The organism is Nitrospira sp. SG-bin1 (assembly GCA_002083365.1).
Taxonomy (GTDB): domain Bacteria; phylum Nitrospirota; class Nitrospiria; order Nitrospirales; family Nitrospiraceae; genus Nitrospira_D.
Map to the genome: position 1 here is coordinate 324,523 of LVWS01000033.1, position 15,770 is coordinate 340,292.

The following is a 15,770-nucleotide window of genomic DNA, read 5'->3' on the forward strand; positions in this document are numbered from 1 at the left end:
GCAGAAGGTGGTGTAGGCTAGCTATGACTGAGTACCTGCCTGAAGGTTCCAGCCATAGCTAACCGTAGTGAAAGGGAGTGAATGATGAACCTCCTGACCTTTCGCTTCCGCCAGTCCCAGGCCGTGGACTTTTATTGGAACCTCGAGTTGGCCAAGCGCGGCTCCCTACGCGAATTCAAGGTCGATCCCAACATCACCATTTATGAGTCGGCGTTCGACCTCCTGAACCCGATTCAAGTAGGACACGCCTTGTCCCTGGCCAAGGCCTTGATGCTCGACAAGCGGGCCGAGGTCCTCTCGGGGAACACGTCGTTGGCCATGGTGACCGTCCGTGATGTGTTGCAGTGCTATCAGCAATCGATGCAAGTCGACGACCATCATGCGCATTGTTGGTTCAAGATTCGGCTCACATTTGACCTTGCCGTGACACGATTCGAGGTGGAGTCCGACGACTCGGCGAAATCCTTCGTGTTCCCGTGTCGCTGTGCGGCCACACATGCCTATGGCATTCACTATGAGCACCCAGGGACGATCTATGACCAACTGGACTCGGCCTTGTGGCGTGCCGGCACACGTTGGTGCCCACGGCTCGCGGATCTCTCAGAGATAAGACTCGTCAACGTGGAGTTCCAGACTAAAAAATGAAGAACCGACTCCCGGCTTGTGAAAAATCGGCGAAACCCGAGCTGAATTAGCTATGTATCGTAGTTGATGGCGCCGGAAAGAGCTCGTGCCGATGGCCAGGTTGCTTTTTAGCGCCACGGATAAACACCGCCGGTAGGTATTTTCAGCAACCTGGTTCCTAAGCTGGTCATCAGCCTCCCCTGGTTCGAAAACCTTTCGTGGGGTACACCTGCCGTCCGGTGCCCCGCTGCCAGCCTCTGGACGCACCTTCCCTCCGTTCCTGCCAAGAGCTGCCGTTGTGGCGCCGCCCAGTAGCACAGGAGCAAGACCGAAACTTGGCGAATCCATAGTGACGGCAGCTCTTTGGGCGAGGTCACGGTCAGAGAACACTGGTGCGGGACTATATGACTGCCTGCCTGGTAATTGGATGATTGCAACCATCTGCTGGGATCCGTATCAACACTTTCCCCATCGGCCCCTGTGCCAATCGTGCGAATCCCTTCTTGATCTCCGCGAATGAAACGATGCTGTCTACCAGTGGGCGGCGTCCGATCGTTTCCAGCCGATCGACAATCTCTTTCCATGCAGCTTGGGCTGCCTGGGCCGTATAGTCACCGACCGCGACACCACCTATACGAATGCGACGGAACAATAAGGTCGCCGTATTGAACTCCGAGACCGTCCCTCCGCTCCTACCGACGATGCTGACCCGCCCGCCGTAGCCGAGGAGCGCGATCATGCGAGGCAACAACCTGCCACCCACGCAGTCGATAACCAAATCCGCTTTCCTTGGACTGATCACAGCAGAGACAGACTTCGTTAGATTTCTATCCTCCGAGTCAAACACGAAATCAGCTCCGAGCGTTTTCAGCTTGGCTCGTTTCTCCGCATCGCGGGACAAACCCACGACGGCCAGATTCATCGATTTTGCCAGCAGCACTGATGCCACCCCGACACCGCCTGACGCACCGGTGACGAGGATCATGGATCTTTCCAATGGCGGAGCAGGTGGGTTGCTCCATTGTGTGAGGGCCTGCCAGGCGGTTAGGAAAACCAGCGGGGCGCCGGCCATTTCTTCGAGAGACCAGCCGACAGGGATTCGAACGAGACTTTCGGCGGGTGTCACGACTTTCTCCGCCAGAGTGCCTGGCATGTCGACTCCCGCCGAGCAGCGAAGGATCCCGACTGTTTCGCCCACGCAGATGCCGTCTACCTCAGTTCCTATCTGTAACACGTCACCCACCCCGTCACGTCCGAGGATGTGTGGCAGGACGGGTCTTGCCGGATACAGTCCTTGTGCCAGAAATGCATCGGCGGGATTGAGCGCGGCATACCTCATGTTGAGCAACACCTCTGTCGGCCCTGGCTGAGGATCCGGCACCTCGCCGAGCCTCAACCGTTCCACTCCATTATAGGAATCCATCAACCAGGCACGCATAGGCCGATCTTTGCTTTGGGGAATCTTGTGATGGATGACAGATTTCGAGCACTCTCCTGGAACGTCCCATTCAGAATCAAACGACCTTACGGATATGCTCTTCGTCGGTCTTCAAGGTGCTCTCCCGTCTCAGGTAGTCTTGAAGGCCACGTCGTATGATCCCATGCTTCAGTGCAGCGTATCGACCGCTGAGGGCTTTGACTCCGACGGACGTCACTCCTGCGTCCTGATTGCGAATGAGTTCGTGGAGGTTTTGTTCGAGACGGTCTTTGGCTTCTCGAAAATATTCTTCTGCGAGATCCCAAATCTCCGGATGTGCACCGATCCGTTCCTGCATTTCGGCGTAAAGAGCGGTGGCGGCGATCACCAGAAGATCCTCGCCGATCATCTCGATCCGGTTTTGCCGTCCTTGATCGTCTCGAAGCGCCTGCCGATGAAGCAACATGGCGTAAAATATCGTTCTGGCCAGTCGTCGACTGGTACGTTCGACGAAAAGCAAGTTGGAGCGGACCATCGGATGTCGGAACGCCGGGTGCAGCGGTAATCGACGGCGTCTCCATTGGCGCACGTACCAAGGAGCATAGAATTTCAGGAGTCGCCGAAACTCGATGAATTGACGAATGCCTGTGGTGTGTTCATCGAAGAGATGGCCGGCCCGTTCCAGATGCAGGTTGAGCCCCTCACGGGCGACGAATGGTCGTAGGATATCCGTGGCACCTTCTCCGATTCGGTACATCTCCGCATCGCGGACAAGCTGTTCGATGCCGAACGCAGGCTCTCCACGAAGCCACTTCGAATGGGCTGTTTCGTACCCCATCCCTCCGAAGAGGACTTGGGCGTCTTTTAAAAACTGAATGGTCTTCTCGGAGCAGAAGAGTTTGGCGACGGCGGCCTCGATCCGGACATCAAACGTGTGCTGATCCGCCATCCGCCATGCCGTCAATGCGAGCGCCTCCATGGCGAAGAGATTCGCAGCCATGCGGCCCAGCCTCATGCGTTGCGTCTGTCTTGTGCCCAGAGGTTGCTGGAAGGTGAGTCGTTGGTTGGCCCGATCGAGCGTGGGTTGCCAAGCTTGTTTCGCCATGCCCAAGCAAATGGCGGGAATACTGACCGCCCGGCCGACGTTGAGGATGCTCAACGCGTACTTGAGCCCTCGACCTACTTCACCGATGACATTCCCGGCAGGAATGTGAACGTCCGTGAACGTCATGTGGGCGTTTTCGATGCCTCGGCAGCCCTCGAACTGGCAGTGCTGTCGAATATGGACGCCGGATGCCTGCATATCGAGGATGAAGGCGGTGTGAACCTGCTCATCGGCTCCTTCGCCGTTGGGAACCGGTTCCCACGCGGTCTGCCCGTTCTGTTGTGTCCGCTTGGCCGGCACCCGTGCGATCAGCGTCACATAACGGGCGATGGGGCCGTTCGTGCACCACAGCTTTTCGCCGTTTACGACGAACATCGTCCCGGTGGCATCCAAGATAGCCTCCGTCGCGATGTTTGCGGCGTCAGACCCGGTGATCGGTTCCGTGAGGGCGAAAGCGGACACGGCTTCCCGCGCAACAAGGGGGAGGTACGTGCGCCGCTGCTCCTCGCTGCCGAACATGAGGATCGGCATCGCGATGCCGATCGATTGCGGCACGGCGACGGTGAGAGCCAGCGCGTTGTTCCAGCTCGCCATGAGCATGAGGGCGCGTCCGTAGTTCGTGTACGAGAATCCGAGCCCGCCGTACTCTCGTGGGATCTTCATGCCGAAGGCACCGAGTGCAAAGAGTCCTTTCAGAACGGAGTCGGGGATCCTCACGGTCCGTTCGATTTCATCGGGATCGACATGCGTCGTGAGAAACGTTTCCAGGCGGGGGCGGAATGCTTCCCACGCAGCCTCATCTTCCGGTGACTCTTCCGGCATGAGCAGGAGTGAAAAGTCGGGCATTCCGGCAAACAGCCCCGCCATAAAACTCTGGCCTGTCAACCGCTCTCGGACCTCTTCGATCCGCTCGAACCCTTTGAATAGGGTGGCCATGATGGTTCCTCAGACGGTCATCGGTTCCGGGGATGATGATTCTTGGATCTCAGCAAATCGCGCCGTGAAGTGGCGCAGCATCGGCGCTTCATAGGTCAAGGTCAGGCCATGAATCCGGTCACGTTGCCGGTAGAGTTCGATGATCGACTCCGCGACATACGTGATCTGCATGTTCGTATAGACTCGGCGCGGAATAGCCAACCGGACCATCTCCAGTTCGGGATGAATCGTGCGGCCGGTTGTCGGCTCCTTCTTCCCGAACATCACCGTGCCGATTTCGACTCCTCGAATCCCATATTCCCGATAGAGAGCGACGGCCAACGATTGCGCGGGAAAGTGATCTTGCGGAATCTGCGGAAGAAACGCTTTGGCGTTGAGATAGACGGCGTGGCCGCCGATCGGTTTGAGGATGGGCACGCCGGCTTGATCCAGCAACTCTCCCAAATAGCGCACTTGCCCGATCCGGAAGCTCAAGTAATCCTCGTCCAATACTTCTTGCAACCCTCTGGCCATCGCTTCAAGATCACGGCCCGCCAATCCCCCGTAGGTTGGAAAGCCCTCAACCAGGATGAGCATGTTGGTAATGTCCTGCGCCCATTGCCCGTCGTTCAGGCTCAGAAATCCACCGATGTTCACAAGGCCGTCTTTCTTCGCGGACATTGTACAGCCGTCTCCGTAGCTGAAGAGTTCCCGAGCGATGTCGAGGATGGATATGTCGGCGTATCCTGGTTCACGCTCTTTGATGAAGTAGCAGTTTTCGGCAAATCGACAGGCGTCGAAGAAGAGGGGGATTTCGTAGTGATCGAGCAGTGCCTTGGTTCGTCGGATATTTTCCATCGAAACCGGTTGACCTCCACCGCTGTTATTCGTGATGGTCATCATCACGAGCGGAATGGTGTCCGGGCCCACTCGAGCGATCGTTGCCTCTAATCGAACCAGATCGATGTTGCCCTTGAACGGCAATTCGCGATGAGGGTCGTACGCCTCCTTGATGACGACATCGAGTGCTTCCGCACCCTGATGTTCGACGTTGGCCCTCGTCGTGTCGAAATGGATGTTGTTGGGGACGCACATGCCCGGCTTGACGACCGTCGAGAAGAGAAGATTCTCGGCCATGCGCCCCTGGTGCGTAGGAATGACATGCTTGTACCCGAAAATGGACCGAACAGTCTCTTCGAAGTGGTAGTAGTTCTTGCTGCCGGCATAAGACTCATCCCCGATCATCAGTCCCGCCCATTGCCGGTCGCTCATGGCCGATGTCCCGCTATCGGTCAGCAGATCAACGTAGACACTCTCGGCGGGGACCTGAAAGAGATTGTACCCTGCCTTGCCGAGCAATCGATCCCGCTCCTCGCGCGTCGTGCGACGAATAGGTTCCACGACCTTGATCTTGAACGGCTCGGAGGGAAATTTCATCGGACAGACCTTTTGAATCGCGCCAATTCCGTCCTGAAGGCGTGAGCGTCGCTATATTCGAACACATATCGGGTCATGTCGAAGAGGGGAGCGGGATCGAGGTCGCGCAGCAAGTCCGGTTTCCAGGTGATCTCCAATTGGTTGATCATCGTGATGGGGGTCGGCGGGCCGACCACCCCCAACTGCACCTGGCCGTAGGATTGGGAGAAGATAAGAATCTCCCTGTCGAACATGGCGGCATTGAGATCCCTCGCCGCGCCTTGTCGTCTGTAATCTTCCTCAAAGCGCTTGAACGCAGGAGCACGTTCCAACTCCTCTCGAAACGCATAGAGTATCTTGATCCCGGCCCGCTGTTGATCGTCCATGACCTGTATGGCGTCAGTCACGACCGGCTCCTCGGTCATTTGTTCTCGCGTCAGGACCAATAAGCGGCGGATGATGACACCGCGCTTCACGGCCTCCTGGTTCGCCAAGAGGTAATTCGGATAGAGCGCCTCGCCCTTCTTCCAGATATTCCATCGCTCCATCAACGCATCGATCGAATGTTCCGCCGTTTGGACCAACCGGACGGCCTCGGCATTCGCCTCGGCTCCTCGATAGGTTAAGGTCTGCGTTTCCAGCTCACGCAGTTCTTTTCCGATGGCCGCCACTTTACGTGGAATATATTTGGGGCTCTTGGGAACATGGAGCATCACATCGACTGCCGTCAGCGCGAGGGTCCAGTATTCCTTTGCTTGTTTCGGGGCTTTGTCCTTTTGAGCGATCAGGAGCAGTTCGACCGGGTTCTTGTTCAGCAGCTTGGCGATCTTGATGCACAACTCAGGTTTGGGAATTTTAAGTCCACGGCGCATCAGGTTGGCTTCCGGCTGGGCGATCCCAAGCTTCTCTGCCAGTGCATAATCGCTGCTCAACCCATACCGCTCCTTGACTAATTCGAAGTATTCCGCCATTTCCGTCATGCCGACCTCACCATGGGGTGATCTTCATAATCTAGAGGCGATCTGGATGAAACGCCGTTCCAACTTCTCTCGTTCAGTGCTGCATGCGAAATCCGGCCAACTGTTCTCTCGTCGTGGACCCGAGCTGGTCGTCCTGACTGTGTCCGGCCGGGTGCCAGGCCAAGATTCCGTCTTCCAACCACTCTGCCTTACCGGCGAGAATATCCTGCGCCAAACGGAACACGCGCGAGTCGTCCTGCTGTAACGATGGTCTAAAAGAGAGCAAGGGCTTCGGATTGAACTCATCTTCAACTTGTGAACAGAAGTGCTGTACCAGCCCGTCGGCCAACTGATCATTCCGGGAGGGCTGCTGTCGCGATGCGTACCACAATAGCGATTCCATCGCAAAGAGTTGCATTCCGGCTTTGACCAGGCGCGTCATCAAGAGTTGCTTACGTGCAAGGCCTTGACGATGACGGGCTGCGGCCCACAGCGACTTCTGCGCGAGTTCTCGGGACTTCTTCGTGACAAACCTTTCCCACGCCGATTCGGATGCGGCAGAGGCCGGCCATTCTCCGATCGGAGGCAAGCGATTGAGGGAGCGGCTTGCGACTTTGGCGAAGAACGGCAGAGCCTGGACCATCCCGCTGATCTGGAATTCCAAGAAGGCTCTACCTTGTGAGACGTACTCCGCCAATCCTTCACGTCCGATCCAGAGGGTCAGGATACCGTTCGTCCCTTCCCAAATAACATTAATCAGTGAGTCGCGAACCATGCGCTCGATCGGTGCAGGCAGGTCCCCATGAAGCCGGAGCGATTCCGATGTTTCAAACCCGCGTCCGCCATAGATGCGGAAAAGATCGAGCACCGATTCGAGCAGCCATTCGGTCGCAAGGATTTTGGCGGCGGCTGACTCAAGCCTCACATCGACTTTGGCGTCGGCCCAGGCTCCGGTCACCGTCACCAACGATTCCAACGCAAAGACCCGTGCTGCCATGCGCACAATCTTGGCCCCGATGTCCGTATGCTCACCGATCGGTCGGTCATACTGCACGCGCTGTTGCGCCCGGCTTCGGGCCAGCCACAGGCATTGCTTCATACTTCCCAAGCATGCGGCGGGCAAGGTAAGCCGGCCTACGGTCAAACTTTCCAATGCCCGCCGCAACCCCTCCCCCTCTTCTCCTAACCGGTCGGCCACCGGAACAAAGACATTGTCAAACCGGACTGCGCCGTTGTAGATGCCGCGCACACCCATATACTGGAGCCTGGTGCAGTGGCATCCGGGTGTCTGGGTATCGACGACGAAGGCCCCGAACCGGCGTTCCGACTTAGGGCGAATCACATCATCGGGGGCGTTTACGATTTGAGCCATGACCACCAGGAGCGACGCCAAAAACTCATTGTTTCGTCTGGGCGCATTCGTCGTATACAATTTTTCTCCGGTCAGTCGATAACCCACCAGGACACCGTCCTTGCGTACGGGGATGGCATAGCTTCTTAGATCCCATATGTCGCAGCCGGCTCCCTTTTCCGTGAGCGCAAAGCCGGAAATGTCGCCACGCGCAAGGCGCGGCAACAATCGTTGTTGTTGCTCGCGGTTCCCGATGAGCTTGACCGGTTCCCCGACGCCGATCGAGTTGTGCGCTGAAATCAGCACCGTGGTTGCGGCGTCATGGCTCCCGAGCAAGGTCGCCACACGGTGATACTCCGACTGGGTAAAGCCGAGTCCTCCATAGATTGTTGGAATTTTCAGGCCGAAGGCGCCGATGTCCTTGAGCGCCGCCAACACATCCTCGCCGAGTTCTCCCTCTCGGTCAATGTGCTCCGGGTCCACTTTCGCGATCAGCAGAAGGCGCAAGTGTTCAAGGAAGTCCTTCGCAGTGTCGCTTACTGGCGGGATCGGCTGTGATCGGTAGAGATCGCGGCGTACGACTCCCTCGAACAGGCCGGCCAGAAATCCCGAATAGGGAGTCTGATCCCGTGAGGCTTCTGCCACGGCGAGTGATCCTTGAATGAACGGCTTCTTATCCGACTTTGCCATCGCATCCTACTTTGCTTCATGCAAGGCGGCACGAGAAGGACCTAGTCCGATTGCCGCATCGTTGTCCCGTCGCGGGGGAGGAGTGGAAACCGTCATCAGCTGATCAAGTTGTGCCATGCGTGATGCTGCACGGTCGTCAAATCTGGTTCGTTCAAGAGTGATCCCATGGCGAGCGAACTGCGTTTGAAGATTTTTGTATGCGTTACACACCAATGTCACGACTGACTGATATCCGGCTCGCAGGAGGTGTACTCTGTCTTGATAGCTCAGAAAACTCCGCTCAAACAGGAGCGCATCGTGGGGACCCGGTGTGATCATAAGCAGTTCCTTGCCGGGATAGTCCTGTCGGAACATGGTCAGGGCCTGCGAAATACGGGCATCGAGATTGATACGGCCGGCCTGCTCGCCGATCGTCAAGAATCCCTTGTCCCGCAGGCGACAGGGGCGCTTCGTGGGAGTCGAGGCTTGCCATGACGAACTGGGCAGGGGAATACGAACCATCGGATTGATCATGACCATGAGATCCACCTGTTTGGCGATGGCCAGGTCGAAGAACGCGGGTCGCCCGATGCCGGCATCGATATAATCGCGACCCTGGATGTGCACGGGGCAGAAATAGATCGGTGCGGCGGAGGACGCCGTTACCGCCTGGGCGATCGAAACATCGCGCCAACCTTCCTCTCCGAAGATGACGCTTTCCCCGGATTCCAAATCAATGGCCGGGATATAGAGGTCCTTGTGAAGGTCTGTAAACCGAAGCCCAAGCCCCTTGGCCGCGAACGTTTTTTCGAGGTATCTGGCAAAGGGCTCCAATCGGTAAATGCCGCTGGGCAATGCGTCCTGAGCCTTGTCCAGCAGGTCGATGAACGTCATCTCCTCATAGTTGCGCACATACAGCCTCAACAACGGGATCAGTTGCTGGATCACCCGCCAGATCGTCTTCACCCCTTCTCCGATCGCGGGTCGGAAGATGTCTCGGTGGTCGAAGTAGTAGGGACGCTTTCCGGAGAGATTGGTTTCGAGTATCTCTTCCGGTTTCACTCCTTGTGCAAGCAAGGCAGCGACTGCCGACCCCGCGCTCACGCCGACATACATGTCGAAATCGTTGGTGGTACACGACTCACCGAGGAGATCATCCAACGATGTCAAGGCGCCGACTTCAAAGAGATAGCCCGTGAAGCCGCCTCCTGCCAGCGCCAAGGCCAATTTGGTCGGACGTCGGGCCTGCATAATATCTCCCCGCTGTCTTCTTGGAGACTAACGGTTCTTGAACCGAGGCTGCCGTTTCTCCAAGAAGGCCGCCGTTCCTTCTTTCCGATCTTCGGTATCGCACAATTCGCCGAACAGACGGGCTTCCACGGCGAGGCCTTCGAAAAGCGGCAGCTCTCCGCCCCGACGGATCGCCCGAAGCGACGCACGGAGCGCCACCTGGCTTTTCATGGCCAAGGTGCGCGCCAGTCCTTGCGCTTGTCGCAGCAGGTCATCAACGGCCACCACCTGGGACACTAACCCTAGATGCATGGCTTCACGAGCTGAGACCGGTTCTCCTGTCAGGATCAATTCCATGGCCTTGGATTGGCCGATCAGCCGAGAAAGGCGTTGAGTACCCCCGAAACCCGGCATGATGCCCAGGTTGATTTCCGGCTGGCCAAGTTTGGCGCCTTCTGCTGCCAGGCGGATGTGACAGCACATCGCCAATTCCAAACCTCCTCCCAAACAAGCGCCGTTGATCGCCGCAATGACCGGTTTTTCGAGTGCCTCAATCTTGTTCAACAACATCTGCCCCTGGCGGGCCATCGCTTCGCCCGCAACTGACGACGGAATGGAGGCCAGCACTCGGATGTCCGCTCCAGCGATAAAAAATCGACCGGCACCGGTGAGCACCACAGCCTTCACGGCATCATCCGTGGCGAGCGAGTCGAATGTGCCGGCCAGCTCAGTCAGCAGTTCGGGTGTGAGGGCGTTGACCGGTGGGTGATTGAGGGTCACGAGGGCAACGCCTTCTTCAATCTTGCAACTGTGCGTAGCTCCCGTCATCGTGGTCATGACGTGTCTCCTTCATCGCTCGTTTCGGAAGCCGATCCGGCGACGTTCAGTATGTGAAGAATCCCCGTCCGGCCATCTGCCCCGTGAATCCGGCATCCACCATTCTCCGCAACATCGGCGCGGGCCAAAAGCGTGGACCCAACGTCTCGGTGAAATCCTCAAGCTCGTGCAGAACCTGATCAATGCCCAGCCGATCTGCGAAATGCAGCGGACCTTCCTTTTCCTTGGGATAACCAATCCCGGCCATCATCGCCAGATCGATGTTCGCTGCGGAAGCGACCCCTTCTTGGAGCGCCATGACGGCCTCATTGGTCATGGCCAGTAGCAATCGAGACCGGCTCCATCGAGTCATGCCGCCTTCGCCACGTTGCCGGGCTTCGCGGAGAAGGTGTTCCATCCCCTGGTCGCGACCGCCTTCCTCTCCGCTGACATAGTCGTAGAAGCCACGTCCCGATTTGACTCCGAGGCGGCCAGCCTTCAGCATGGATTCAAGGAGGGGAGCCGGCGTCATGCGAGGTCCGTAACTGCGGTACAAGATGCGTGCGACCTCGAATGAGATGTCAAGACCCACCGCATCGAGCAGAGCGAGGGGACCAACCGGCATGCCGAAGGCCACCATGTCCTGATCGATTTCTTGTCGCGTGGCGGCTCCTTCTTGCAAGGCACGAACGGCCTCGTTCTCATAAGCCATCAACACGCGATTAACCAGGAATCCGGCACACTCCTTCACGACAACCGGCAGTTTCCCGACGCCTTCTACGAAGCTCACTACATCCTCGACGGTTTGCGGGGAGGTGGCCAACCCCGGCACGACCTCGACGAGCCGCATGACATAAGCCGGATTGAAGAAATGGAGACCGAGTACCTTGTCCGAGCGTTTCGTCGTGGCGCCAAGTCCAGAAATAGACAGTGCCGACGTGTTGCTTGCCAAGATCGCGCCACGCGGGCAGACCTGGTCCAACTCGCGGAACACCAGTTCCTTGAGTTTCATGTCTTCCGAAACCGCTTCGATCACCAGATCGACATCCTTGAGCCCTACCAGGCCGGACGATGAGATGACGAGCAACATTTTCTCTTCCAATTGCTCCGAGCTCATCTTGCCCTTGTCCACCCGAGCCTGATAGATCGCCCGCACGGCATCGATACCCCGTTGCGCCAAAGTGGGGTTCACATCGGCCAGAACGACCGGCACCCCGGCGTAACTCACCACTTCCGCAATTTGCGCGCCCATGGTGCCGGCCCCGACGACGCCGACTTTATAGATGTACATAGCTTGCTCCGGTCCGCCTGTTGGTTCCTCAGGCTTCGGCATCGAGTCATCGGTTGGGAATCGAATGCCGAGGCCGTTTTACAACTGCTCCAAGACCATCGCTGCGCCTTGCCCGCCGCCTACGCACATCGTCACGGCACCTAGTGCCACGCTGCGCCGGCGCATTTCACAGAGCATCGTGATGACGAGCCGCGTGCCGGTCATTCCGACCGGATGGCCCAACGCGATGGCACCGCCGTTGACGTTGACGATCTCGCGTTTGAGACCCAACTGCCGCTCGACGGCCAAGTACTGAGCGGCGAACGCTTCGTTCACCTCGATCAGACCAAGATCTGCCTGCTGGATACCAGCCCGTTTAAGCGCTGCCGGTAGCGCCTGCACCGGTCCGATGCCCATATGCGCCGGATCGACTCCTACAAAAGCATAACTTCGGATACGGCCGAGCGGCCGCAGGCTGAGGTCTCGCGCACGCTCAGCGGACATGACGAGTGCTGCCGCTGCCCCATCGTTGAGCGGGCAACTGTTCCCCGCTGTGACGGTTCCTCCCTCCTTGAAGAGAGGTGGGTAGAGAGCCAGTTGCGGTTCGGTGAGAGCGACATTGGGGCCTTCGTCTTTCGTGACCACGAGCGGGGCAACCGCCCGGCCTCCAACTGATTTGGATACCGTGACGGAATGAATTTCCTCTTTCAGCCGACCCTCGCGAACCGCTTTGAAGGCACGGTGATGGCTCTCGACTGCAAACCGGTCCTGTTCTTCCCGACTGATCCCTAGCTCCTCAGCCAAGGTTTCCGCTGTCCGTCCCATAAGCTGGCCGCAAACGGGGTCGGTCAATCCTTCCCATATACTGTCGATAAACTCAGCATGTCGAAGCTTCTTGCCCCATCGCATGTCGCGAGAGATGAACGGAGCGCGGCTCATGCTTTCAACGCCGCCCACGATCTGCACGTCCGCATCGTGACTTTGAAGGTTCTGGAACGCGTTCACGAACGGCTGGAGTCCCGAGGAGCAGTTGCGCTGCACGGTGTACGCCGGTGTCGTAATGGGGAGACCAGCTTGGAGGGCAATAACGCGGGCGATGTTCAACGCATCACTCGGCTGTCCGACGCAACCGAAGATGACCTCCTCGATCAGCCTGGGATCAAATCCGCTCCGGGAAATGACTTCCCGAACGACCAGTTCCCCGAGTCGCTCAGGGGGAACGTCCTTCAACGCGCCGCCGAAGTTGCCGATCGGTGTCCGTACACCGGCTACGATTACGAGGTCTCTCACAAGGTCCTCCATACGAACGTTCACACCGCCTGCCGTTGAAGCTGTTCCTCAGCATTCGCGTGAGCCGCTTCGGCGCGCATCGCCCTACGCAGCACCTTGCCAATGACCGTTCGAGGCAGTTCATGACGGAATTCAATAGACGACGGAATCTTGTATCGCGCCAGTAATCCGGCGCAGTGGGTGATCAATGTTTCCTCAGTGACATGCGATTCCGGTTTTGCCACGACGTAGGCTTTGATGATCTCACCGTAGTCGTGGTCCGCCACTCCAACCACGGCGGCGTCGGACACCGCCGGATGTTGACGCAGGACTTCTTCGATCTCGCGCGGATATACTGTTTCTCCACGTGACTTGATGATGTCCTTCTTGCGGTCGACAAAATAAAAGTATCCGCGATCGTCACGGCGAACGAGGTCGCCGGTGTACAGCCACCCATCGCGCAGCACGGCGCGCGTTTCGTCTTCCTTGTTCCAGTATCCCAGCATGATTTGAGGTCCTCGCACGATCAATTCGCCTGTTTCTCCTTCCGGTACCTCTTCCAGTCCGGTGTCCGGGTCCACCACTCGTGCCTCGGTGTCGGGGAATGGAAGGCCCATCGAGCTCGGCGGGTGTTCCCCTAGGAGTGGATTACAGTGGGTCGTAGGACCAGCTTCGGTCAGGCCGTAGCCTTCTGAAATCCTTGCACCGGTGAGGTTTTCGAACCGCCCTTGAACATCTGCAGGAAGGGGGCTTGCTCCGCTCAAACACACGCGCAATGAGCGTAAGTCATAGCGGCTGACATCAGGATGTTCGACGATCATCGAATACATCATGGGCACGCCAGAGAACATGGTAATGCGATGGGCATGGATGACCTTGATGACCTCGTCCGCATGGAACCGCGGGAGGAGGACTATTGGACAGCCTGTCGCGATGGCGAGGTTCTGACAGGTGGCCAGACCGTAGCAATGGAAAAATGGAATCGCGCCCAGAAAGATTTCCTGCCCCTCACGAAAATCCGGGGACCAGTATCGCCCCTGCAGTGTATTGACGACCACATTATGGTGCGTCAGCATCACGCCTTTTGGCGTGCCCGTCGTCCCACCGGTGTATTGCAGTTGTGCGAGGTCGATCGGTCGCACGAGAGGCAAATCCGCGAAATGATCCGTACTATTTACCGTTGAGTCGATGTGCAGGAGCCCGAGGAAATCATACACGCACGGGGCTTTCTCGACGGAAACCCAACGTTTGGCGAACCAAGCTTTGATGGGATAGAAAAGCTTCTTGAAGAAAGGAAGATAGTCCTGAACGCCGGTGACGATAATCCGCTCGGGGAGCGTCGTGGCCTCCTTCACAGCCCGGACGCGAGAATAGAGTAGATCAAGGACCACCATCGTCTTCCCCCCTGCATCGGTCAGCTGCGTCTGAATTTCTCGTTCGACGTAGAGCGGATTGGTGGGTACCACGACGGCGCCGGCTTTCAAAATTCCGTAATAGGCTATAACCGCCTGCGGGATATTAGGGAGCATGATGGCGACCCGATCGCCTTGACTGACGCCGAGGTGACGCAGCCCACGCGCAAATCGGGTCGTGAGATCGTCGAGCTCTCTATACGAAATGCATGTGCCATAAAACAGCAGTGCAGGGGAGTCCGGGAAACGGTCCGCTGAGTGTCGCAAGAGATCCGGTACAGTCCATTCCGGATAGTTGAAGCTTGAGGACACCCCGGAATCATATCTGCTGATCCAGGTCTTCGGCATATGATCCTCCAGCCCACTATCCCGCCAGCCATATCACTCAAGGCGCTAACTCGCACGCCGCCGAGCTAAGCCAGTCCATGTGTTATCAGCGCTCGTCTTCCGTTGATCCAAGCCCACCCAAAATCCTTCCAGATAGCTGAGCACCGCGTTGACGCCGGAACGAAAATCAGCTTCGTCCTGTTCGGACATCCCGATCTCATCCGTTCCTTGTACAGCCGCGACCGCCTGTTCCATGGCCTCCTCGTGAGTGCCCTCAAGCTGCCGGTGAAACGTGAAATAGGCGAGGTCCATTTGGGGATAGCGCGTGAGCTTCAGGTGGGTGAGACCTGGAATCAAATGATCCCACATCGTGATGGCCATGTTCTCGAGTCCAAAGGAAGCTCCCAACGCTTTGGCGTGATTGGCGTCGCTGTAGAGTCGTTCCATCCCATCTATATAGGCGCGGGTCGAAGCGAGCATCGGTCGAGCCATGGCTTCATGGATGTCGATGCCTACGGATCGTAAAAAGTTTCGATAGAGGAGTTCGTGCCGCCGGCTGGTTTGTCCGTCGCCCAATTCAGAGTACAGGACCTTGGTCAGTTCATCGGCCACCCGCTCGTCTTCGGTATTGACAAGCTGAGACACCAGGATTTTAGGGAAAAAACGGGAAAAATTGTAGAACTCGAATGCGAACTCCTTGAGGTCTGAATCGGTGAGTTTCCCTGCTCGGAAGCGATCCAAGTAAGGGTTATTGACGGCACCATGCTCGAGCACCAGTCGTCTCATTTCTTGGTGAAACGTCATGGGCACCTCCGGATATCTTTGCGATGGAGATGTCGAATAGGTACATGATATAGCTTTTATATCACCATGGCAATAGGCGGGAGATCATTAATATGTATGCTCATAGATGTGCGAATTGATCTCTAGCGGATAAAACTTTCTCGTCAGAATATCTTGTATTGGCCCTTGTATGATAGTAATATCTTA

General features: G+C 57.3%; 12 protein-coding genes. 1 reads left to right on the forward strand and 11 read right to left on the reverse strand.

What is annotated here, in order from left to right; genetic code table 11:
• Nucleotides 1–84 precede the first annotated feature (84 nt).
• Complete coding sequence (locus A4E19_06015; protein ID OQW32906.1) at nucleotides 85–645, forward strand: hypothetical protein; 561 nt, start codon at nucleotides 85–87, stop codon at nucleotides 643–645.
• A gap of 379 nt (nucleotides 646–1,024) precedes the next feature.
• Here A4E19_06015 and A4E19_06020 read toward each other — a convergent pair whose 3' ends face one another.
• The 11 genes from A4E19_06020 to A4E19_06070 form a co-directional block, all read right to left on the reverse strand.
• Nucleotides 1,025–2,062 carry a hypothetical protein gene (locus A4E19_06020; protein ID OQW32907.1) on the reverse strand — a complete coding sequence of 346 codons (1,038 nt, stop codon included), beginning with the start codon at nucleotides 2,060–2,062 and terminating at the stop codon, nucleotides 1,025–1,027.
• A gap of 76 nt (nucleotides 2,063–2,138) precedes the next feature.
• Nucleotides 2,139–4,082, reverse strand: a complete 1,944-nt coding sequence (locus tag A4E19_06025; GenBank protein OQW32908.1) for a hypothetical protein — start codon at nucleotides 4,080–4,082, stop codon at nucleotides 2,139–2,141.
• A 9-nt stretch (nucleotides 4,083–4,091) separates the two neighbouring features.
• A complete protein-coding gene (locus tag A4E19_06030) occupies nucleotides 4,092–5,498 on the reverse strand; it encodes a tyrosine phenol-lyase (protein ID OQW32909.1) in 1,407 nt (468 codons plus the stop codon).
• Nucleotides 5,495–6,457, reverse strand: coding sequence for a hypothetical protein (locus A4E19_06035; GenBank protein ID OQW32910.1), 963 nt, complete (start codon nucleotides 6,455–6,457; stop codon nucleotides 5,495–5,497). Before A4E19_06035 ends, A4E19_06030 begins: the two co-directional genes overlap by 4 nt.
• 73 nt (nucleotides 6,458–6,530) lie before the next feature.
• On the reverse strand, nucleotides 6,531–8,477 hold the full coding sequence (locus tag A4E19_06040) for a hypothetical protein (GenBank protein ID OQW32911.1): 1,947 nt from the start codon (nucleotides 8,475–8,477) through the stop codon (nucleotides 6,531–6,533).
• A 6-nt stretch (nucleotides 8,478–8,483) separates the two neighbouring features.
• Nucleotides 8,484–9,707: a hypothetical protein gene (locus A4E19_06045; protein OQW32912.1), complete on the reverse strand. Its 1,224-nt coding sequence runs from the start codon at nucleotides 9,705–9,707 to the stop codon at nucleotides 8,484–8,486.
• A gap of 27 nt (nucleotides 9,708–9,734) precedes the next feature.
• Entirely contained in the window at nucleotides 9,735–10,514 is a 780-nt protein-coding gene (locus A4E19_06050; GenBank protein OQW33188.1) for an enoyl-CoA hydratase, read from the reverse strand.
• A gap of 55 nt (nucleotides 10,515–10,569) precedes the next feature.
• A complete protein-coding gene (locus A4E19_06055) occupies nucleotides 10,570–11,793 on the reverse strand; it encodes a hypothetical protein (protein ID OQW32913.1) in 1,224 nt (407 codons plus the stop codon).
• 78 nt (nucleotides 11,794–11,871) lie between these two features.
• A complete protein-coding gene (locus tag A4E19_06060; GenBank protein OQW33189.1) occupies nucleotides 11,872–13,062 on the reverse strand; it encodes an acetyl-CoA acetyltransferase in 1,191 nt (396 codons plus the stop codon).
• Nucleotides 13,063–13,082: 20 nt separating this feature from the next.
• Nucleotides 13,083–14,801, reverse strand: a complete 1,719-nt coding sequence (locus A4E19_06065; protein OQW32914.1) for a long-chain fatty acid--CoA ligase — start codon at nucleotides 14,799–14,801, stop codon at nucleotides 13,083–13,085.
• A 45-nt stretch (nucleotides 14,802–14,846) separates the two neighbouring features.
• The gene (locus A4E19_06070) at nucleotides 14,847–15,584 is read right to left on the reverse strand and encodes a hypothetical protein (GenBank protein OQW32915.1); all 738 of its coding nucleotides are present in this window, start codon (nucleotides 15,582–15,584) and stop codon (nucleotides 14,847–14,849) included.
• Nucleotides 15,585–15,770: the final 186 nt, after the last annotated feature.